This window comes from Prosthecobacter sp. SYSU 5D2, from assembly GCF_039655865.1.
Lineage (GTDB): Bacteria > Verrucomicrobiota > Verrucomicrobiia > Verrucomicrobiales > Verrucomicrobiaceae > Prosthecobacter.
This window is the reverse complement of sequence record NZ_JBBYXL010000010.1, coordinates 249,284-269,405: the sequence shown is the minus strand read 5'-3', so window position 1 is coordinate 269,405 and position 20,122 is coordinate 249,284. Positions and strand designations below refer to the sequence as shown.

At 59.3% G+C, this 20,122-nt stretch carries 19 protein-coding genes; 11 read left to right on the top strand and 8 right to left on the bottom strand.

Annotated features, from left to right (window positions below):
- Positions 1-57: 57 nt before the first annotated feature.
- The 3 genes from WJU23_RS18185 to WJU23_RS18175 form a co-directional block, all read right to left on the bottom strand.
- A complete protein-coding gene (locus WJU23_RS18185) occupies positions 58-504 on the bottom strand; it encodes a DoxX family protein (protein WP_346334032.1) in 447 nt (148 codons plus the stop codon).
- 63 nt (positions 505-567) lie between these two features.
- The gene (locus WJU23_RS18180; RefSeq protein WP_346334031.1) at positions 568-2,070 is read right to left on the bottom strand and encodes an FAD-dependent oxidoreductase; all 1,503 of its coding nucleotides are present in this window, start codon (positions 2,068-2,070) and stop codon (positions 568-570) included.
- 75 nt (positions 2,071-2,145) lie between these two features.
- A complete protein-coding gene (locus WJU23_RS18175) occupies positions 2,146-2,988 on the bottom strand; it encodes an SDR family oxidoreductase (protein WP_346334030.1) in 843 nt (280 codons plus the stop codon).
- Positions 2,989-3,202: 214 nt separating this feature from the next.
- On the opposite strand from WJU23_RS18175, the gene WJU23_RS18170 reads away from it, so the two are divergent.
- Entirely contained in the window at positions 3,203-3,469 is a 267-nt protein-coding gene (locus WJU23_RS18170) for a hypothetical protein (RefSeq protein WP_346334029.1), read from the top strand.
- 51 nt (positions 3,470-3,520) lie between these two features.
- Positions 3,521-5,068: a cytochrome B6 gene (locus WJU23_RS18165; protein WP_346334028.1), complete on the top strand. Its 1,548-nt coding sequence runs from the start codon at positions 3,521-3,523 to the stop codon at positions 5,066-5,068.
- A gap of 169 nt (positions 5,069-5,237) precedes the next feature.
- Here the strand turns inward: WJU23_RS18165 and WJU23_RS18160 are convergent, their stop codons facing one another.
- The 3 genes from WJU23_RS18160 to WJU23_RS18150 form a co-directional block, all read right to left on the bottom strand.
- Positions 5,238-5,729 (bottom strand): ferritin-like domain-containing protein, encoded by a 492-nt coding sequence (locus tag WJU23_RS18160; RefSeq protein WP_346334027.1) that lies wholly within the window; start codon positions 5,727-5,729, stop codon positions 5,238-5,240.
- Between the two features lie 65 nt (positions 5,730-5,794).
- Positions 5,795-6,013, bottom strand: a complete 219-nt coding sequence (locus WJU23_RS18155; protein WP_346334026.1) for a hypothetical protein — start codon at positions 6,011-6,013, stop codon at positions 5,795-5,797.
- A gap of 239 nt (positions 6,014-6,252) precedes the next feature.
- On the bottom strand, positions 6,253-6,597 hold the full coding sequence (locus WJU23_RS18150; RefSeq protein WP_346334025.1) for a hypothetical protein: 345 nt from the start codon (positions 6,595-6,597) through the stop codon (positions 6,253-6,255).
- Positions 6,598-6,888: 291 nt separating this feature from the next.
- Here WJU23_RS18150 and WJU23_RS18145 point away from each other — a divergent pair, with 291 nt between their 5' ends.
- The 5 genes from WJU23_RS18145 to WJU23_RS18125 all read left to right on the top strand — a co-directional run bounded on the left by WJU23_RS18145 (position 6,889) and on the right by WJU23_RS18125 (position 12,320).
- The gene (locus WJU23_RS18145) at positions 6,889-7,110 is read left to right on the top strand and encodes a hypothetical protein (RefSeq protein WP_346334024.1); all 222 of its coding nucleotides are present in this window, start codon (positions 6,889-6,891) and stop codon (positions 7,108-7,110) included.
- Between the two features lie 199 nt (positions 7,111-7,309).
- A complete protein-coding gene (locus WJU23_RS18140) occupies positions 7,310-9,514 on the top strand; it encodes a hypothetical protein (RefSeq protein WP_346334023.1) in 2,205 nt (734 codons plus the stop codon).
- A gap of 78 nt (positions 9,515-9,592) precedes the next feature.
- On the top strand, positions 9,593-10,111 hold the full coding sequence (locus WJU23_RS18135; protein ID WP_346334022.1) for a sigma-70 family RNA polymerase sigma factor: 519 nt from the start codon (positions 9,593-9,595) through the stop codon (positions 10,109-10,111).
- On the top strand, positions 10,108-11,544 hold the full coding sequence (locus WJU23_RS18130) for a DNRLRE domain-containing protein (protein WP_346334021.1): 1,437 nt from the start codon (positions 10,108-10,110) through the stop codon (positions 11,542-11,544). The genes WJU23_RS18135 and WJU23_RS18130 overlap by 4 nt, the downstream gene beginning before the upstream one ends.
- Before the next feature lie 89 nt (positions 11,545-11,633).
- The gene (locus WJU23_RS18125; RefSeq protein ID WP_346334020.1) at positions 11,634-12,320 is read left to right on the top strand and encodes a bifunctional nuclease family protein; all 687 of its coding nucleotides are present in this window, start codon (positions 11,634-11,636) and stop codon (positions 12,318-12,320) included.
- A 71-nt stretch (positions 12,321-12,391) separates the two neighbouring features.
- On the opposite strand, the gene WJU23_RS18120 is transcribed toward WJU23_RS18125, so the two are convergent.
- Positions 12,392-13,972 (bottom strand): sodium:solute symporter, encoded by a 1,581-nt coding sequence (locus WJU23_RS18120; RefSeq protein ID WP_346334019.1) that lies wholly within the window; start codon positions 13,970-13,972, stop codon positions 12,392-12,394.
- Between the two features lie 65 nt (positions 13,973-14,037).
- A complete protein-coding gene (locus WJU23_RS18115) occupies positions 14,038-15,168 on the bottom strand; it encodes a glycosyltransferase family 2 protein (RefSeq protein ID WP_346334018.1) in 1,131 nt (376 codons plus the stop codon).
- A gap of 300 nt (positions 15,169-15,468) precedes the next feature.
- Here WJU23_RS18115 and WJU23_RS18110 point away from each other — a divergent pair, with 300 nt between their 5' ends.
- The 4 genes from WJU23_RS18110 to serA all read left to right on the top strand — a co-directional run bounded on the left by WJU23_RS18110 (position 15,469) and on the right by serA (position 20,094).
- Positions 15,469-15,810: a hypothetical protein gene (locus WJU23_RS18110; protein ID WP_346334017.1), complete on the top strand. Its 342-nt coding sequence runs from the start codon at positions 15,469-15,471 to the stop codon at positions 15,808-15,810.
- Between the two features lie 359 nt (positions 15,811-16,169).
- Complete coding sequence (locus tag WJU23_RS18105) at positions 16,170-16,889, top strand: EF-hand domain-containing protein (RefSeq protein ID WP_346334016.1); 720 nt, start codon at positions 16,170-16,172, stop codon at positions 16,887-16,889.
- 233 nt (positions 16,890-17,122) lie between these two features.
- Positions 17,123-18,388, top strand: coding sequence for a class I SAM-dependent methyltransferase (locus tag WJU23_RS18100; RefSeq protein WP_346334015.1), 1,266 nt, complete (start codon positions 17,123-17,125; stop codon positions 18,386-18,388).
- A gap of 95 nt (positions 18,389-18,483) precedes the next feature.
- Entirely contained in the window at positions 18,484-20,094 is a 1,611-nt protein-coding gene (gene serA / locus WJU23_RS18095) for a phosphoglycerate dehydrogenase (RefSeq protein WP_346334014.1), read from the top strand.
- The last annotated feature ends 28 nt before the right edge of the window (positions 20,095-20,122 follow it).

The following is a 20,122-nucleotide window of genomic DNA, read 5'->3' as shown; positions in this document are numbered from 1 at the left end:
GCACAACCTGACGTCAGGACGGGCGCAGGAAAAGAAAAAATCTCCTCCTGATCCGGCTTACTTTCCGTCGGCAGCGTATTTGCCACCGCCGGCGAAAAGGAGGGTGATGAAGCCGGTCATGTAAACAAAGGCAAGCTCTCCGGGTCTTTCACCGGTGAATTTGGCGCCATGAGCGATGAAGAAGGCGACGGCCATGGTGATGGTAAGGTTAAGCGCGGCGAAACGGGTGAACAGGCCGACGATGAGGAGGACGGAGCACAAGACCTCGGCAAAGATGGCCATGCCGAGGCTGATGTCAGAGGGGAGTCCAAAGAGGGGCAGAAACTTGGGTGCAATGCTGCTGAAGTTCTGGACCTTCACCCAGCCATGGAGGATGAGCATGGTGAAACCAAGGGAGACACGCAGAAGCAGCAGACCGATGTCTGCGGACAGCGGGAGAAAGGAGAGGCGCAGGAGATTGAGCATACGGCGCGCAGGATGCGTCAGGCCCAGGGCAGCGGGCAAGTGAATTTATTGCCAAGCCGGCGATCAATGAAAAGGGCGGCACATTCAGCAGGTGGCGCTTTTTCACGACTTAATCTTTTCTAAAGGGGATTCGGCCGGGCCTGCGATGACTTTTCCCTGGCCGGTAAAGCGTGAGCCGTGGCAGGGACAGTCCCAGGTTTTGTCCGCGCTGTTCCAAGCGACGACGCAGCCCATGTGCGGACAGATGGCGGAAAGCAGCGTAAGATTCCCATCAGAATCCCTGGAGGCAGCCACCTTGCGGCCCTGATGGCGCAAAATGGCCCCTTCCCCGCTGGCGAGTTCACGAGGGTCCTCCTTGCTGCCGATGAAGAGGCTTTTGGCCAGATAGTACGGGTAGTCTTTGTTCTCCTTGAGGTAATCCCAGGTGCTGGAGAACTCCTTGCGATCCACACGAAAGAGGTCCTTCCAGGGGTTGGCGACGCCGATCACGTGGTCGCGGAACATCATGGCGGCGAGGGTGCCATAGGTGATGCCGGTGCCGGTGAAACCGGTGGCGATGAACTGGCCGTTGTATTCACCAATGTAGGGGAGCCCGTCCACGGTTTCGATGACCTGGCCGGACCAGCGGTGGGTGATTTCCGCAGGCGGCAGCATGTCCTCAAGCTGGCGCTCCAGAGCGGCATAACGATCCTTCGTCGCAGTTTCCTGGCCAGTTTTATGATCCTCCCCGCCGGCGATGACGTGAATGCCCTGGGAACCGGCATCAATGCGCAGGTAAAAATAGGGATTGGCGGTGTCCCACCACAGGGCTTCAGGCAGGTTTCCCATGGGGAGGTCCGCCTTCAGCGCGTAAGTGGAGTAACCGGCCAGCTTGGTTTGCAGCAGTGCTGCATCCAGGGTGCCTGCCGTGCCCTGCAAAGGGACGTGGGTGGCGATGAAGACATGCTGATATGAGATGCGGTGGCCACCGCATTGAACATGACGGGCTTCCCCATCAAATTCGCCGGCCTCGCAGTTTTCATAAATCTGGCAGCCATGCTCCTGGGCAGCCTGGGGCAGGTGAAGGACATAGCGGGCGGGCTCAAATTTAAACAGGTTGGAAAAGCGCACGGCAGGCTGGTGGGCCAGCGGGCAGCTTTCGATGTATTCGGCATCAAAACCCATCTCGGTGGCCAGGCGCACATCCTCCTTGAGTTTCTCAATTTCCTTCGCCTGATTGGCATCCGCCGCTGCATAGAGATAGCCGGGCACGTGGCGGAAGTCACAGGCGATCTCTTCCGCGCAGACATTCTTGCGGATCTGCTCGGCTGAGGCGAAACAGGCATCCCAAACGGCCTCCGCATGATTGCGGCCAAATTTGCTGACGAGCTGGTTGAGACGCAGGTCGGTGGGATAACTGATGTGGGCGGTGGTGTTGTTCGTCTCGCCTTTACACAGGCGGGTCTTTTCAACAAGAACCACACTGCATCCCACTTTGGACAGCAGATAAGCCGCAGTGACACCGGTGATGCCGCCGCCGATGATGAGGACATCGGTCTCAATGGGATGCTTGAGACGGGGGAAGGCAGGGGGCTGGGCGACGCTCCAAGGAGATTCCGTTTTCATGACTGGCAAGGGTGGGGATGAAAGCAGGCGCCTATGGATGGCGGGCGCCTGCTTTTGGTTAGGTGCGGTCAGGGTTTAGGCAGGCAGGCCGGCCTTGGCCTCAATGTCACCACGATTACGGGTGCGATCCTCAGGGGGCACCTCCTCGTACATTTTCTCGTTGAGCTTGGCCTGGGCGTGCTCGGTGAGCAGGCGGCGGGCGGCGGCGAGAGCCTTGTTCATGCCGCCGGGGACGACAAAAAGCTCGCCCTTGAGCAGGCCCTCATAACCGGCCTTGGCCACATCCTGGGGAGCCATGACAGAAGCTTTTTGGACCCCCCGTACAGCGACCATGTCCGCCTTGGGGAAGAAGTCCGTATCAGTGGGTCCGGGGCAAAGGGCGGTGACGGTGATGGCTGTGCCCTCCAACTCCACTGCCAGGGCCTCGCTCCAGGAAAGGACAAAGGCTTTGGTGGCGTGGTAAACGTTCAACATGGGACCGGGTTCAAAACCGGCCACGGAGGCGGTGTTGAGGATGCGACCGTGATCGCGAGCTATCATGCCAGGCAGGAAGAGCTTGGTCAGGCGGAGCACAGCCTCAATGTTCAGGCGCACCATGGAGAGGTCCTGCTCGATGGTGAGCTCCCAGGATTTGCCGCGAAAGCCATGCCCGGCGTTGTTCACCAGGATGCCGATATCCACGGCCTCCGCCAGGAGTTCATCATAGAGCTCCTGGGCGGATTCCGGCTTTTCCAGATCTTTGGCAATGGCACGGGCCGGCTGACCGTAAAGGCCGGTGAGTTCGGCAGCGAGGGCATCCAGCTCCGGCTGCTGCCGGGCAACGAGGACGACGGGATGGCCATGGCTGGCAAACTGGTGGGCCAGGTGGAGACCGATACCGCTGGAGGCGCCGGTGATGAGAACGTTATCGTAATGCATAACAAGAAGTGTGGTTAATGGGTGACAGGCCGGCATCCATGCGTGCCAAAAATCCGGGCAGGGCGGTAAACACGACAGCCTTTCATGACTTCGAGGGTTCGGCAGCGGAAAATGGTTTGGCTGTACTTTTGCGTGTGGAGAATGGGGATGTTCTCGCACAAGGCCATGACGCAGGGTGAGTGCGATAAGGGTTTGAAAACATCCCATCCACCCTATGAACACCACCACCACCCACATTGAAGAACTTGACCTCGCCCTCGCCGACATGGACCTTCCCGAAACGGAGAAACGTGCGCAGGCCGCATTGAAAAGCCTCTCCGGCATCCTGAAAGTCCGCATCATCGAGCGCGGCTGCTGGGTCGAATACGACAGCCATCTGACCCACCCGGAGACCATTTGCAAGGCATTGGAAAAGGCGGGGCTGAAGGCCGCCATTTTTCAGGACTCCGGATCCGGCGAGGAGGGCAGCGTCAACTTTTGAAGAGGTCCTTTGCACATCCATTCCGCCACAGGCCGCCGAACTCCTTTTGCCATGAAACTACACACCAACCATTTTGTTAGGCTGTGCACTGTCAGTGCAGCAGCTGCCTGCGGACTGATCCATGCACAGACCGTCGCCCCCACCCCCAAGCAGGCCAAAGCGCCGCCGGATGCCATCCAGGAAGCGCAGACGCCACGGTCCGCCAGGAGCCAGCGCCCTGAACTGAAAAAAGACGATGCGGACGAAGCCGGGCGGATGTCCGCCAAGAACGCGAAGCCCTCCTCGCAGGCACTGGAGGCACAGCCGGACAAGGGCAGGATGACGGGTTTTGACTTTGCGCGCGACCCGCTCAACGCCAAGGAGCCCATGCAGCAGCCGGAGGACATTATGGCGGCAGACAAGGCGGCCAAAGACGGCATCATGGAAAAACAGCGTGAGCTGCTGAATGCCCGCTACAATCTGGAGCCCAAGTTTCACCCCGAGGTGACGATGACACGTGGCAAGCCTGTTCCAATGGGGCCCACCGCCAGACTGCCAGATGGAGTGACCTGGGAATCGCTGATGGAAAAGACGCCGGACGAAATGAAAAAGGAGGGCAGCTTCCCCTACCCTTCCCTGCCCCACCCCAAGCATGCCACCGGCGGTCAGGTGTTTCCGCAGGTGCAGATTGAGATGTTCCCCCGGCTGCAAAGGTTTGATGTGGATTTTGACCTGCCTGAGGCATTTATCCCTGAGTTTCCACCGGCCATCTTTTTGCAGAACCGGCCTGATCTGGGGGATGTTTCGCGAGGGGAAGTGGTCTCCATCAACAACTTTTACAGTCTTTTTAAAGACCTGCTGACACCGGTGCAACTGGACGGGCTGCGGATGCTGCTGACGCCGATGCCGCAGGAGGAGTTCAATGCCACAGATGACCGCAAAACGGAGCAGCCCAGCCTGGGGGTGACCTGCTTCGACTGCCACGTAAACGGCCACACGACAGCGCAGTTTCACCTGAACCCGGACACCCGTCCGCAGCACGCCCGGTTCCGTCTGGACACAACGAGCCTGAGGGGCCTGTTCAACCAGCAGGTGCATGGCTCCAAACGGAGCTTGAGATCTGTTGAGGACTTCACGGAGTTCGAGCAGCGCACGGCTTACTTCAATGGCGACCAGATTCATGCCTTCAAAAAAGGTGCCATGATTCTGGACCGCGTACAGGTGAGCCACATGGCGCAAATGCAGAACATGCTGGACTTTCCACCCGCACCGAAGCTGGACCCGTCCACCAACCGTCTGAACAGCGCCCTGGGGACGGAGCAGGAACTGCGCGGCGAGAAGCTCTTCCATGGCAAGGCGAAATGCGCCACCTGCCACACGGGACCCGCTTTTATGGATCATCAGTACCATGATCTGCGGGTGGAGCGGTTTGTAAACGAACCGGCCCGGGGTCCAATCAAGACCTTTACCCTGCGCGGCATCAAAGACAGCCCGCCGTATCTGCATGACGGCCGCTGCCTGACGCTGGAGGATACCGTGGAATTCTTTAACCTGGTGCTTCAGTTGCAGCTGACACGGGAGGAGAAAGCTGACCTGACGGCTTTTCTGCTGACGCTCTGAGAGGGTGTTTTCAGCGGATCTGCACCCAAACAGCCACGCCTGGTCGGCGTGGCTGTTTTTTTGTTTTAGGCGGTCCTCCGACCGCAGTTGACCTAACCAAATAATGAAAACGGCCGGGATGAATCCTGTTCATCCCGGCCGCGCCATTTTGGAGGGTTTATTGTTCCGGTTACTTGTCTGCTGCAATGTTGATCTCGGAGAGGGCCAGCTCGGTGAGGATTTTGTCGGTGGCACCTTCTTCATCAAGGGTGGTCTGGAGGACTTTGAGGCCCGCCTTGTCACCGAGGAGCTCGGCGTAGGTGCGGGCGCAGCCGTAGCCGGCGATCTCGTAATGCTCCACACGCTGGGCGGCGGAGATGAGACCGGCATCGCGCACTTCGTCATCGGCTTCTTCCTCGATCATTTCGGTGCCTTCTTTGAGAAGGCCTTCCATGCCTTTGCAGCGGGGACCACGGGTGGTCTGTTTGTGGCTGCCGAGGAGTTTTTCAAGACGAACGGCGTGTTCCTTGGTTTCCTCAAGATGCTTTTCAAAGCCTTTCTTGAGCTTGGGGTTGGTGGCCGCTTTGGCCATTTTGGGCAGGGCCTTGATGAGCTGCTTTTCAGCGCTGTAAAGGTCCTTGAGTTCGTGAATGTAGAGGTCGGTAAGTGTTTCAAGTTTCATGGCAGTGAAAGTTCGCCAGGCTCAAAACAGCCGGATGTGCCATTCTTGAAAATTTCCGGCAACGGTCAAAGAGTGAGCTTTTTTTCCACCTGGGCGATGAGGGCATCCCTCCCTTCCGCCGGGCTGACTTCCTCCATGCACTGCTGGAGGGTCATCTGGCGGACGGCGGAGGAGAGGTAACGAAAACGGATGCGCATGTGCCGGTTGAGGGCACGGACGGTCTCATCATCCCAGACGAGGGAGGGAGCGGTGGCAGCGTCGGGGTTGGATTGGGTGGCGGTCATAGGACATGGAAAATGGGCATTCAGCCATCTTTCCGGCCAGAAGACCGTGCAGAATGGCAAACGTGCTTGTTGTTAGGCGGCACCCTGGGGCACGGCCTGCTTGGACAGGAGGGGGCGGATGCCGGGACTGTGCAGATGCACAGGCAACACCCCTCCCTGAGATGCATCGCAAGCGTGGGCGAGGATGGCCCCTTTAAACTTTCGCCCAATTGCCAGGGACGGAGCCATATCCCCCCGGGCTATTCTGTAAACTTCATTACCGTGGGCAGTGCGCACAGGCCGGGCCCTTTGGATGGCAAATTCTCCACCCAGGCTTTGACGCCAGGCTCCACCCAGACACATTCCTCCATCTGCTCCTCTGTCAGTCCGGCTGGAAGACTGTCTGTCCCGGCAGCAAACGGGCAGTCATAGATGTGGAGCATCCGCAGGTGGCTTGAGAGCCGCTTGCGGAGGCCAGGAGCTGTAGAAACTCTGGCGGTGCCCAGATAACGGAAACCTTTTTTGGTCTTTTGCCCCACAAGCACCTCTTTCAAACGTCCCGCTGCCAGACGGTAACCGCCAATCGTGACCCACTGATGTGACATCTTCCCGGCGGCATTCCCCTGCCGGGCCCCACCGGAACGGGACCTCGGAGTCTGGAAAGTGCCTTCAGAAACAAGGCTCTGGCGGGGGGAATGCCCTGATGCAAAGGCAGAAAAGGATAAGCACATGAAGGATTGGCAGGAAAAGGGTTCACGCAGGCGGTACGCAGAACGTGTTTATTTGCTTCAACACCGCTGCGCATTGCTGTATGATGATCGGACAGGCCACAAATTCCGGCCGGAAAATTTTCCGGCACATCCACCCCGCCCGGCCTCGGCGAACTCATTTAAACCATGAATGCGAACCTTCCTACCAATGGCAGTGTTGAGCGGTCTTTCTTCTCCCCTGAGCAGGAACATTCCGTGAAGTTTTTCATCAAAAGCTTTGACTATGAATTCCCCAACCGCCGTCCAGAGGAGCTGGAAGCGGCGTGCGAGCAGGCTTTTCATGAACTGGGCGGGGTGGAAAGGCGGGACCGGCTGGAAGCACGGGCCCGTGAAATTTTGCTGGCATGACCCTGCCGTTTTGATTTGGGCTGCAGAGGGCGGCCTTCCGAGCATGAAATATTCTTTTCATGCAGTATCCTCCTGCGTCATGCACAAGTTTGATGCACGGTGGCGTTAGGTCCTGAATTCACATCAGAATGAGTCTGTTGTTGAAAAGCGCGACACCGAGCGCAGACTTGGCACTATCCTTTCTCCCTCACGCAGTCCCATGCCGGAACCCAGTCTCTTCAGGCACTATCAAATCGTCCAGGACGCGGACGGGAGCAATATTGAACTGATCCGTGACCGGGATCAGGTGGCTGTGCTGGCGTTTGACTCACGGCAGCTGGAATTTGTACACTGCCACGTGCTTCTGGAGCCGCTGGCTGACAAGGCGGACTTTGAGAAATCCTGCCGCCAATTGCAAAACCACGGGCATCCTCTGCAGGCCAGGCTAATGGATTTTGGTGATGATGAGGGCAACCCTTTTTATATCACCAGCAGCGTGGATGGAGAGACGCTCAAGGCTTACCTGTCCCGGCAGGTGGAGATCCCCGGCTGGCTGGCGGTTCTTGTGGCGGTGCGTGCGCTGGAGGCGGTGGTCTCCCTGGAGGAGAACTCGAATTTGCTTCCTGAAGACGTGCTTAACGCCATGCGTGTGGTGCAGACAGGCCCCCAGCAAATGCAAGTGCAGCTGGCAGATTACGCCCTCCTTCCTGCTGGAACGAAGTCAAAGGGGCTGAAGCCGCCTTTTGACAAATCGGCCAAGATGCTGCGTGATTTTTTCCAGGAGCATTCAGACGGAGGCCCCACTCTGCCAGACCAGGCCCTGCCGGGGGCTGATTTTGTGGAACTGCTCTCTGCCTGCCTCACTGCGGCTGACCGCAGTCTGGCGCCGTCACTGCGTGAGCTGAAAACAGTCCTGCAAAAACTGGCGCCGGAGCAAGTGACTGGCGAAATCCCCACAGCTCATAAACCCAGGGCTCTCCTTGCACCCCACTTTGCCAGTTACCAGGAGGTGGCGCGCGGAGTGGTAAACCTGGTGCGAATCCAGAGCCAGCGGCTGGACATGTCCAACCCGTATTCCATGCGGGGCACTCTGACAAAGACAGGGCGCACGGTCCTGGTGGAGCAGGTGCCGCCGGCACGCCTGGTGAGCAAGACGGTGCGTGCCCTGGACGAAAAGAGTCTGGAACTGTCCGGAAAACGGGAGTTTACGGGGATCATTCCGCTGGTGCTGCTGCATGAAGGGGAGGACATCACCTGCCTGGCAGAGGAAATGGCCGAGGGGGTGAACCTGGGAGACCTGCTGAAGGAGCGCCGATGCCTGAGTGTGCATGAAACTTACCTGGTGCTGGCCGGCCTGGACGGAGCGCTGGACTCTCTGGAAAAATCCGGCCTGGATGTGAAGCGCCTGAGACTGGAGGACATCTTTTTGCTGACTGGTTTTCCCCGCGAAGATGCACGCACGTCCAAGCTGATGCTGACCAAGCTGAATGAATGGCCTGCATTTTCCGTGATCCTGAGGGCACATCCGACACTGGCGGCGATGGCGGGCCGAGGCCTGGACCCCGCAGTGCTGCTGCCCATGCAGCCACGCAAGCCCACCTTTTGGAACGGGGCATGGCTGTCTGCGGTGGGGACCTTCCTGGTAGGCCTTGAGTCCATTCCTGGGCAGCTCGCCGAACCGCCCGGCGGACTGCGCGACCGGGAGTCCATCTCACGCCTGTTTGACGAGGAGATCCGACGTCTGGGGGAGGGCAAAGCCTGCCCCAGGGCAGATTTACTGGCGCGCTATGCCCGTATCCTCCAGCATCATCAGCTGGTCAAACCTGCACCTGCCCCCATTTCGGAGCCGCTGGTTTCAGTCCAGCCTAAAGCCGTGTCCCCGCGCACGCGAACCATCTCTGCCACAACGGCCCCAGAGAAAAAGGAAGCTGCCCGTGAGGTGCCGATGGCGCTGACGAGCGGTCTGGCACCGGACAAGGAAAAACCGACCATCGGCTTTGCAGAACTGCTGTTCCGGGATACCTCAGTGATGGAAAGCGGCGGCAAGACGGACTGGGCCAAGACGGCGGCGGATGCACCGCCCACCATTCATCCCAATGAAGTGCTGCTGCCACCGGGGGACTTTGTGCCCTTTTGGCTGCGGGCGGCGGTTTTCCTGGGAGCATCCCTCATCGCAGGAGGGATCCTGGCGCATTTGTCCGGAGGGGCCTTCTGGCTGAAACCACCTGTGGTGAAGGCGATCCCTTTGGAAACAGGCTCCGATAGCCCCGTTTCGCAACCGCCATCCACTCCGCTGGAGCCAGAGCCCCGTGGCCCGGCCGCCCCCCAGGTCACCATCCCCACCCTGCCACCGGAAGACCTGACGAATCCTAGCGGCGGCGGCCTGCTCAGGCCCCCCATGTCCACCTTGAAGGATGAATTGTAAGGAGTGATGAAGGCGGCAGTTTCGCCAGGTTGCATTTTTTGTGTCCAAAAAAGCAGCCCACCCGCCTATGTTTAATGCATGGCTGATGACAGGACCACCGTCTTTCTGGAACTGCTGACTGCTCACGAGCGGTCGCTGGGGCTCTATGTGCATGGCCTGGTGCCCCGTGACAGTGAGGCGGAGGACATCCTGCAACAGACCAAGCTGCTGCTGTGGAAGCACTTTGACGACTTCACCCTGGGCACGAATTTTATCGCCTGGGCGCGGAAGACGGCATTTCATCAGATCCTCACGCACCGGCGGCATAAAAAGCGGGAGCATTTACCGCTGGATGAGGATGCGCTAGAGGCCCTGGGCCATGCCGTTTCCGAACTTTCCGAGGATGGCAGCGCCCGGCAGGATGCCCTGCGGACCTGCCTGCTGAAGCTGCCCACCGAGCACCGGCAGCTTGTCCACCTCCGCTATTTTGACGATCTGGAGATTGATCAGATCGCCGACCGCGTAAACCGCACGGAGGCCGCCATCTACCGGGCGCTCAGCCGGGTGCGGATGTCCCTGATGCAGTGCGTGCAAAAACAACTGGAGGCCCACCCATGAAACCTGACGAAACCTGGCAATGGCTGGAACTGTGGGAACGCGCCCGCGACCACGCCCTGAATGAAGAAGAACTGAAGCGGCTGAATGATGCCCTTCATGACAATGCCGAAGTGCGCACCCTGCTGGCCGAGGCCGCCATGATGGAGGCCGAACTGCGGGTGCTGCCGCTGGCCGAACGCGAAACCGGTGCCGTGCAAATGCAGGCAATGAAAGTCAGCCCGGCCTCCTCCCGGATCTCCCGCATCCTGCTGCCCATCGCAGCGGCCATCGTTTCCGCTGGAGCCGTCTGGCTGCTGGCCAAAGATCCTGCCCCGGTGGCCACGCTGACCAAAGCCAATGCCTGCAAATGGGGCAACAGCGCCCTGCCGACGCTGGAAGGATCCAGCCTGCAGCCGGGGATGCTGGAGCTGCTGGATGGCATCGCGACCGTGAAATTCGCCAGCGGCGCCGAGGTGGCGCTGGAGGCCCCGGTAACGCTGGAAGTCATCTCCGCCATGGAATGCCGGGTTAAAAAAGGCACCGTGGTGGCGGAGGTGCCTGACCAGGCCAAGGGCTTCACCATCCACACAGCGGATACGAAGGTGGTGGACTACGGTACCCGCTTTGGCGTGAGCGCCGGCGAGGATGGCAAGGTGCTGGTACACGTCATTGACGGCCTGGTGGAAGTGGAGCGCAAAGGTGTGAAAGGAGTCAAGGAACTGCGTGCCGGACAGCGCGTGGACTACGGGGGCTTTATCCAAAGTGCGGTGAATCCGGATGACAGTTCGGACAGCCAGCCCGAGCCGGGTCGCTGGTTGCCAGGCCCGATCAATGACCTGGGCGACGGCTGGCAGATCCTGACCACCGGCTTTGGCCGGGGCAAGGACTCCTGGATCCAGTCCAGCGCCGGTCAGCGGGTGACCGGCCGGGAATCCTTTTTGCGCATCAAGCACACCTCCCTGGTGGAAAACCTGGACCGGAAAGCTTATGTCGCCTTTGACCTGAAGCGCTTCACGGGCAAGCGCATCGCCGAAGCGGAATTCACCCTGCATGTGGAACCGAGCGATCTGGGCTTTGCCTCCCTGGTGCCGGATGCGGTGTTTGCCGTCTATGGCCTGACGGATGAATCCCAGGATGCCTGGAGCGAAAATGGGCTGAGCTGGGCAGAAGCCCCTGCGCATAGTGAAGCGCCGGAGCATCGCATCGCCGCAGTGCCCGGACAGTCGGTGAAGCTGGGCCAGTTCATTGTGCCGCAGGGGACGACACGCGGTGCCTTTACCCTGAAAGGCGAGGCGCTGGCGGAGTTTCTGCGGGCGGATACCAACGGCCTGGTCACGCTGGTCATCATCCGAGAAACGGATGAAACGGCACGAAACGGACTCGCGCACGCTTTTGCCAGCAAGGAAAACACGCGAAACACCCCGCCGATGCTCAAGCTGCGCCTTGAGGAATAATGCATGACCGCGGCTCCTCGCAGGAGGGCCTTTGCAATAATTTTTGCCCGAGTGTTGCCATTGAAGCCGCACAAGGCTTAACTTCCCGCATGAACCGCGAAGTCGTCGAAGCCCAAGTGCGTGCTGTCTTGCCTCTGGACGGCAGTTTTGCCGTTTTCCTGGGGAACACGGAGAAGACCTTTGTCATTTATGTGGATGAATCCGTCGGCACCGCCATTTCCATGTTCATGCGCGGCGTGGCCAAGGACCGCCCGCTGACGCATGATTTGTTAGGCAGCGTTTTGCTGGCCTTTGGAGCCAAGGTGGAACGGGTGATCATCAACCATGTGGAAGGCAGCGTCTTCCACGCGCGGATGATCCTTTCCGCCTCCAACGAGCTGCACCAGAAAAAACTTATCGAGCTGGATGCCCGGCCCAGTGACAGCATTGCCATGGCAGTGCAGCAGGGAGCCCCCCTGTTTGTGGCCCGCAAAGTCTGGGATACGGTGGAAGATGTGACCGATACCCTGGCCCAGATTGAAAAGCGCGGTCTGGAAGAAGCCGCCGCTGCCGAGGCCACCAGTGATGAAGATGAGGATGAAGAAGACGGGAACGATGACGACCTGGAAGAAATTGATCCCGATGATCTGGACCTCGAAGCCCTGGAAGGCCTGAACCTGGATGATGACGATGACGACGATGATGAGGATGACGACGAAGACGAAGGTTACGATGACGGCTACTCCGGCATGGATGACGACGACGACGAAGGCGAGGAGTGGAAGAAGCCGAAGTAGGGTGTTGGACAAAAAGTAAACTGCCGGAAGAGGGGGCGGTCTTCTGTTAAAAAGCGCCGCCCCTCCACCGCCTACTGCTCCGCCAGATACCGCTGATGCTGCTTGGCGTGCGGAGTGTGGAAGAAGATGGCGATAAGGATGGTCACAAAGGTGCCCAGGGTGATGCGCCAGGGGAAGGACAGGACAAAAGGTGTCTCCATGCCCAGCCGGGTCTGCACACCGAAGATGTTGCTCAGGAACAGCACGGCCAGAATGCCGCAAATCATGGCAATGACATTGCCCACGTCGCTGCCGCGAGACTTCGTGAGCACCGCCAGCAGAAAGACGCCGAGGAGCGAGCCGAAGGTGAAACCCAGGATGCCCAGCACCAGCGGCAGGATTTCCACCTTGGGATTGTGCGCCATGTACCAGGCCGTCCACACGCCGACGATGATGATCAGACCGGCAAAAAAAACGGTGCTCCAGCGCAGCACGGAGATTTTTTTGGATTCCGGCGCATCAATGCCCAGACGCGGCAGGATGAAGTCGCGGGAGAGACTGGTGGCCAGGGCATTGAGGGCAGTGGAGAGCGATCCCATGGCCGTGGCCAGAATGCCGGCGGTGACCAGGCCGCGCATCCCGGCAGGCATTTCATTCATGATGAAGAAGGGAAAAACCTCCCGGCTTTCCACCGGCAGGTTGGCATTCGGATGCGCCAGGTAGTAAGCCTTCAGCAAGACACCGATGAGGATGAAGGCGGAGACAATGGGCAGATCCACAATGCCGGACAGAATGGTGGCCACGGCGCTCTGACGGCGGTTCTTGGCCGTCAGCATTCGCTGCACCGTGTCCTGGTCAATGCCATGGGTGCTCATGGTCACAAAGGTGCTGCCGATGATGGCCGCCCATATGGTGTACTCGCTGGTGAAAACGTTTTTGATCCAGGCCAAGGCCCCCGTTTCCACAGGTTTGGCGAAGTCAAAGAACACCGGGTTTTTAATCACATCCGCCACCGTGTCCCAGCCGCCGGGAATCTTCATCAGCAGGTAGGGAATGGTGAAGCCGAGGGAGGCAACCAGCACGCCCACCTGGATAAAGTCCGTCCAGATCACCGCGCGGATGCCGCCCACACTGGTATAAAGCGCCGTCAGCAGGGTAACGACGACGACGGCTCCGCCATACAGCCAGAATTTGGTATCCGCATCCACCGCGCCGCCCTGCCACATGGCCACGCCGATGACCAGGATGATGGCGGAGACGTAGAGCCGGGTGCCCATGGCCAGTACGCGGGTGAACATGAACAGAAAGGAGGCCAGCTTGCGGGTCATGGGGCCAAACCGCGTCTCCAAAAACTCATACAATGAGATGACGCCGTGCTTGTAAAAAACCGGGATGAACAGAAAACTCACGATGATACGCGCCATGACGGTGCCGATGGCAAACTGGGCATAGGACCAGTTTTGCCGGCTGTAGCCAGCCTCCGGCGCGCCTAGGAAGGTGGCGGCGCTGATCTCTGCGGCGAGGATGGAGGCGAGCACAGCCCACCAGGCGATCTGCCGGTCCCCGAGGGTGAAACCTTCGACACTGCCGCTCTTGCTCCGCTGGGACAGGCCGATGGCCATGATGATCCCGAAGTAGAGTATGATGACGGCTGCGTCGATGATATAATCCATGGTCCGCAATCTCGCAGTGGATTCCCCAGGCCGCCAAGAAATTTGTGATTACTTCTTGGCCTGCCTCATCCCAGACGCCCCTTGCGGAGGATATGCACCCCCAGCATGCCAAAGGCGATGACCGCCGGCACGGCCAGGAAATGCATCCAGATGACCAGAGGGCCGATCTCGTTCAGCCCGCCGAAACCCGACCGCGCCCAGACGATGAACAGCCAGGCAAAAACGGCGCCGATGGCCGCCATCAGACTGGCCAGAAGGAAGAAGAGGCTGCCTTCATCCATCTCGATCAGCCTACGGGTGATGGCGCGTGGCTTCTCCGTTTTCTGGAGAAACATGGCGGCCGAGAGCATGTAGATCTGCGTGCCCAGCAGGGCGGTCAGCAGCAACAGCACCTGGCTGTGGATGTTAAAGATGTTCAACCCGACCAGGTTGATCGGCCCGGTGATGGCCGCCATGGCCTGGAGAACGGAGGCGAGGACAATCAAAGTCAGGCCCTTCAGTTCAAACATGCGCGGCCTTTCTGAGAGAATGAAAAGCAGGTGCCTCATGCCATCCCGCCAGGTGCGCAGGTGCGGCACCCGGTCCACAGGAGCAGGGCGCAGACCGGAGACGATCTCCACCGTGCTAGCTTTATGCTTGAGCGCTTTGATCAGCAGCTCGGAGGCGAATTCCATTCCGCTGGCGCGGATATCCCACGTCAGGTAAGCGGTCTTTTTCAGGCAGCGAAAGCCCGAATTGCAATCACTGAGCCTGCCTTTGAAAAGAACGTTGATGAGCGTGGTCAGCACCGGCGTACCCAGCACCCGGTGCAAATAGGGCATGGCTCCGGGCTCAATTTTACCCTTCATGCGGGAGGCTATGCCCATGTCCGCATCCGCTTTCGAAGTGGTTTTGTATAACTCCAGGGCGTGCTCGTAGAAGTAGGTGCCATCGGCATCCGCAAACATGACGTACTTGCCCTCGGCAGCCTCGATCCCGCCACGCAGCGCCGCCCCATATCCCCTCTGGGCCACCGGCACGACCCTGGCACCCAGACTGGTCGCGATCTGGCGTGAATCATCCGTGCTGCCGTTATCAGCGACGACGATCTCATACTTGAGGGAGGTATCCGCCTGCAAAGAAGCACGCACCGCATTGATGCATAAAGCAATGGTGCGGCTCTCATTGAGGCAGGGAAAGACAAAAGTCAGGTCCATTATTCTCACTGGATGGCGAGAGAGCCGCCTTGCGCCAGCTAATTTGTCTGAAAACTGAAAGTTCGCCTACTCTCTTCAAGTGAGGTAAAAATAAGGCTACAACCTATATGAGTTGTTGGCAAGCTAATTTCCTAAGATATGCCATCGGTCCGCAGCTTTTTGTGTATCAGCAAACTAGAAGAGAGTTTTCTTTTCGCTTTTGTATGTTAATTTAATCATAGTCAATACGGAAATTAAACTGTGAATCTTTGTTTCAAATTACCGCATTCCGCACACGCCAGGGCATTCAGTCTCGTAGAGATGCTGATTGTCATTGCGCTTATAGGAATCCTCGCGGCGGTCTCCATGGCACTGCTAGGGGGAGATCATCGAGAAGCGATCGAGCAGGTTCGCGACCAAAGGAATGCCCAGGAAGTGGTCAGTCTCACGTCAGCCGCGCTGGCTGCTGGGGCCCCGGTGGTGGATGATGGGGACATGCGTGGGACCATTGAAAATTTAATTAAGGGAACCTCGCCCACGTCCGGCACATTTACAGGCAGGACTTTCCGGCTCAGCCCATTAAGGGAAGAGGAGATCAGCGGAGCCTTGAAGTACCTGGACTGGTCAGGCAACGAGCCCGTGTACCTGCCTGAAAAGAAGTGAAACGTTGAACGGCATTTTCAGCAGGTCTGTGCTTTCAACATGATGTCCTGCTGGCGCTCTGGCCCTCCTTCCCTGTCGTCCTGCTGGCCCCGGGATTTTCTTCCTCTGGCTTTGTGCCGCCACTGCTGTTTTCGGACGGCTGGCTGATGCCGCTGCGGGATTTTTGGGCGGTCAAAAGGCCGGTCCTTACTTTGGCCACAGGACAACCGGATACCGGAGATAACCGCGTTTTTTCATCTGCTTATTTTCAAAACAAAGGGGTCCGCCTCCAGCGGCCAGGGCGAAGAATTAACAACTGCGGGTGGTCTATCCACCCCATCAAGCCCGCAGTCTAACCCTAATTAAAACCAAATCTTGATATGAAAACGACGCTTGTAAAAACTTTGATTGCAGCCGGCCTGGTATCTGCCCCAGCTCTGCTTCTGGCCCAGACAACCTCCGTCCCGGTTCCCCAGGCAGGCACCACGGCCCCGGCAGCGCAGGTTGAGCAGCCTAACACCCCCAGCACAACCACAGACGCAGCCAACCGGGACTCCGCAAACCCCGCCAACACGACGGATGCCGCACAAAATGCCCGGCCCAATGCAAGCACTGCCGCCACCGGCATCAGTGCAGACATCAGCGACAGCGCGCGTGAGCAGTTCTCCAAGCTGGATGCCAACAGCGACGGCAGCCTGACTCAGGAGGAATTCGCCAGCCACTCCCAGCCGCAGACCACCCCTGCACGGGATGCCAGCAGCTCCACCACCGCCGGGCGCAATGGCACGGGTCCAGGCACGCCAGGAAGCACTACCGGCAGTACGGGCGGCATCACCGGCACCAGCAACGATGCTGAACGTGAAGACGTGCAGCCCCTCAGCAACGAGGAGCTATTCCGCAAGCTGGATGCCAACGGCGACGGCAAGCTCAGCACAGAGGAATACGCCCGCACCTCCCCCGCGAATCCAGAGGTGACCCGCGATGCCAGCAGCTCCACAAGCGTCGGCCGCAATGGCACCGGCCCCGGCACCGCTGGCAGCACCTCAGGAAGCACGGGCGGCAGCACCGGCAATGCCGACGATAACAAACGCCCTGAATAACGGCCAGCGATGACATGAATGTCGTCCTTTAAATAACATGACAGGCGGGGAGGTCACTCCCCGCCTGTTTTTTTTGCGGGTGGAAGCTTGTTAGGCATTGAATCACCGAAGCTTAGTTCATTCTAGCAGAGCCCTGGTGTATCCCTGCATGGAACAAAAAGTAACCAGCAGGGCTTGTTTTTTGCTTCTCCGGCAAAAACTGCATCGTAACGATGCCAGCTCTCCCAGAACCTATGCGCTCCAGATTTCCGTTTCTTCACTTCCCGCTTGTTCCCTTCAGTGAAATCTTGGCCCGGCTGCCCGCCCAAACACAATCCCGGCTGAAGCAGCACCTGAACAACGCGGCTTATTCTGTGCGGCTGGTGCGCTACTGGTGGGCCGGGCAGGCGCTGGCCAGGGAGGCACGGCGCCTGGGCCGGCCACTGCAGGTGGTGGATGTGGGCTGTGAGCGGGGATGGCTGAAGCACTTTACGCCGGAGGGAGTGGTGGACCGCTGGATCGGCCTGGACTGGAATCCTCGCCCGGAGGTCAGGGACCTGGCGGGATACGACGAGGTGCATCACGCCAATTTTGACGAGTCCCTGCCCCTGCCTTCAGGCATAGCGGATGCGGTGGTGAGCCTGCATGTCTTTGAGCACCTCCCCCGGCCCGGGGCCACGATCGCGGAAATCAGCCGCCTGCTGAAGCCTGACGGCATCTTCCTTGGTGGCTCCCCCACCATGCCGGACTGGCTGGCGAAGTGGCGGGAAAGGTATTTTAGAAAGCGCCTGCAAAAGGGCAAGCTGGCCCATGGTGGCCACATCACGGTTTTGTCCCCTCTCCGTTGGAAAAACCTGGCCGCAGATGCCGGTCTGGCACCGGAATTCATCACTGGCAGCCACTTCGCCCGCATCACCGGAAACCCTCTGGAAAACTGCCACTGGTGGCTGCGGCTGAACCAGTTTTGGGGAGGCCTGTTTCCCTCCCTCGGCTCAGAGGCTTATATCCAGGCGCGCCGCACGCCGATGTGGGTTTCAAAGACGGATGACCTGTCCTCCCATGATCCTCATTGGCGCGGGCTGTGGGTCTCCCTGGGCGTGGCGGCGACCGTGGCGGTCAGTGCGCTGGTTTATCAGAAGGTTGAGCAAAGCCAGGATGCCCACCAGCAAACGGTGGCCGCCTGGCTGGATGCCCATCAGGGCGGAAATGATCTTTTCATTGTCGGCGATGCTGTGATGCATGAAATGTTGACCGACCGACCGGATACCAAAAAGGCCAGCTCCCAGGAAGAACTGATCCGTTTCTTGCGGGAGCATCCTGAAGCGCATCTGCTGCTTTCCGTGCCAGCGGCCGTGAAACTGGTGCACTCTGGTGAACCGCAGATGTGGAAAATTGATTCCCGGCTGGACCTGGACCACCATGACTACCTGCTGCTGCGCCTGAATGACAGCGGCACCCCTCTGACAGAGTACCTGCTGGGCACCGCGCAGACGGGTTATGATTTTTCTCTGATGGAATAAACCCGACGGCACCTCCGGTTGCCATCACCCGCAGTTGACCAGATTTTCACCTGCCACTTGCCACCCTGGCAAAACCGCCTACTTTGCGCGCCCCTATGGCCCAGCAGTTCAAGATTCTCATCGCCGGTAATAACGACCCCATTTCGAGCAAAGGCATTGATCTCCTCAAAGCGGAGCCCTCCTTTTCCGTGGAAGTGAACATGGACCTGAAGGCGGAAGACGCCATGATCGAGGCCTCCCGCGATGCCCATGCCATCATCGTCCGCAGCGGTGCCAAAGTGACCGCGAAGGTGCTGGACGCCGCACCTCTGCTGAAGGTGGTGGGCCGGGCCGGTGTGGGTGTGGATAACATTGACGTCCCCGTGGCCAGCAAGCGCGGCGTGGTGGTGATGAACACCCCCGGCGGCAACACGATCTCCACGGCTGAGCAGGCCTTCACCCTCATGATGGCCCTTTCCCGCAAGACGCCCCAGGCGCATGCGACCATCGTCAGCGGCAAATGGGACCGCAAGAGCTTCCAGGGCACGGAAGTGTATGGCAAGACCCTCGTCGTGCTCGGCATGGGCCGCATCGGCGCGGAATTCGCCAAGCGCGCGAAGGCCTTCGGCATGCGCGTGGTGGCCTATGATCCTTATCTTTCCAAAAACCGTGCCGAGAGCCTGGGCGTGGAGCTGTGTGAAGACCTGGATGCCGCCATCGTGCAGGCAGACTACATCACCATGCACATGCCGCTGACTCCGGAGACGAAGCACATGATCAATGCGAAGCGCCTGGCCTCGCTGAAAAAAAGCTGCCGCATCATCAACTGCGCCCGTGGTGGCCTGATTGACGACGCCGCCCTGGCCGAGGCCCTGAACAATGGCACCATCGCCGGAGCCGCCCTGGACGTTTTTGAAGTGGAGCCGCCCCCGGCTGACTATCCGCTGCTGAAGGCCCCGAACACGGTCTTCACTCCGCACCTGGGTGCCTCCACTGAGGAAGCTCAGGAAAATGTGGGTATCGAGATCGCTGAAGTCATCAAGGCGCACCTTCTCCAGGGCACCGTGGTGAACGCGGTGAACATGCCAAACGTGGACCCGAAGACCCTCGCCGATTTGGGCCCGTTCCTGAAATTTGGCGAGCTTTTGGGCCGCCTGCTCTCCCAGTTCGCCCCGCAGCGTTCCAATGTGGTGCGCATCAATTACAGCGGCAAAGTGGGCACCGGCGATACCACCCTCATTTCCCGTTCCGTGCTGAAAGGCTTCCTGGAGCGCGCCGTCGGGGCCGAGCAGGTAAACTACATCAACGCCAACGGCGTGGCTGAAAACCTGGGCCTGCGCACCACGGAAAGTCGCGTGCCGGATGCCAGCGAATTCACCGACCTCATCGAAGTCCAGGCCAGCAACGGCACGGAGACCGCCAGCATCGCGGGCACCTTCTTTGCCGGGGAGCCGCGCATCGTGAAGGTGAACGGCCGCCACATCGAGACCCGTCCTGAAGGTACACTGCTGCTGATTGAAAACCAGGACCGCCCCGGCATGATCGCCGCTTATTCCACCATCCTGGGCAAGCACAAGATTAACATCGCCGACATGTCCCTTAGCCGGAACAAGGAAGGTGGCACCGCGCTGACCCTCCTGACCCTGGACTCCACCCCCAGCCAGTCCGTCCTCGGCGAATTGGAGGCCATCGAAGGCATCAGCCGTCTGCATAGCGTGGTGGTGTGATGGGATTGTGCCCGGCGGACAGCCGACA

Bases quoted from the DNA above. Each gene is read 5' to 3' on its own strand.
- WJU23_RS18180 (WP_346334031.1), bottom strand. From the start codon at position 2,070: ATGAAAACGGAATCTCCTTGGAGCGTCGCCCAGCCCCCTGCCTTCCCC.
- WJU23_RS18175 (WP_346334030.1), bottom strand. From the start codon at position 2,988: ATGCATTACGATAACGTTCTCATCACCGGCGCCTCCAGCGGTATCGGT.
- WJU23_RS18170 (WP_346334029.1), top strand. From the start codon at position 3,203: ATGAACACCACCACCACCCACATTGAAGAACTTGACCTCGCCCTCGCC.
- WJU23_RS18165 (WP_346334028.1), top strand. From the start codon at position 3,521: ATGAAACTACACACCAACCATTTTGTTAGGCTGTGCACTGTCAGTGCA.
- WJU23_RS18160 (WP_346334027.1), bottom strand. From the start codon at position 5,729: ATGAAACTTGAAACACTTACCGACCTCTACATTCACGAACTCAAGGAC.
- WJU23_RS18155 (WP_346334026.1), bottom strand. From the start codon at position 6,013: ATGACCGCCACCCAATCCAACCCCGACGCTGCCACCGCTCCCTCCCTC.
- WJU23_RS18150 (WP_346334025.1), bottom strand. From the start codon at position 6,597: ATGTCACATCAGTGGGTCACGATTGGCGGTTACCGTCTGGCAGCGGGA.
- WJU23_RS18145 (WP_346334024.1), top strand. From the start codon at position 6,889: ATGAATGCGAACCTTCCTACCAATGGCAGTGTTGAGCGGTCTTTCTTC.
- WJU23_RS18140 (WP_346334023.1), top strand. From the start codon at position 7,310: ATGCCGGAACCCAGTCTCTTCAGGCACTATCAAATCGTCCAGGACGCG.
- WJU23_RS18135 (WP_346334022.1), top strand. From the start codon at position 9,593: ATGGCTGATGACAGGACCACCGTCTTTCTGGAACTGCTGACTGCTCAC.
- WJU23_RS18130 (WP_346334021.1), top strand. From the start codon at position 10,108: ATGAAACCTGACGAAACCTGGCAATGGCTGGAACTGTGGGAACGCGCC.
- WJU23_RS18125 (WP_346334020.1), top strand. From the start codon at position 11,634: ATGAACCGCGAAGTCGTCGAAGCCCAAGTGCGTGCTGTCTTGCCTCTG.
- WJU23_RS18120 (WP_346334019.1), bottom strand. From the start codon at position 13,972: ATGGATTATATCATCGACGCAGCCGTCATCATACTCTACTTCGGGATC.
- WJU23_RS18115 (WP_346334018.1), bottom strand. From the start codon at position 15,168: ATGGACCTGACTTTTGTCTTTCCCTGCCTCAATGAGAGCCGCACCATT.
- WJU23_RS18110 (WP_346334017.1), top strand. From the start codon at position 15,469: ATGCTGATTGTCATTGCGCTTATAGGAATCCTCGCGGCGGTCTCCATG.
- WJU23_RS18105 (WP_346334016.1), top strand. From the start codon at position 16,170: ATGAAAACGACGCTTGTAAAAACTTTGATTGCAGCCGGCCTGGTATCT.
- WJU23_RS18100 (WP_346334015.1), top strand. From the start codon at position 17,123: ATGCGCTCCAGATTTCCGTTTCTTCACTTCCCGCTTGTTCCCTTCAGT.
- serA (WP_346334014.1), top strand. From the start codon at position 18,484: ATGGCCCAGCAGTTCAAGATTCTCATCGCCGGTAATAACGACCCCATT.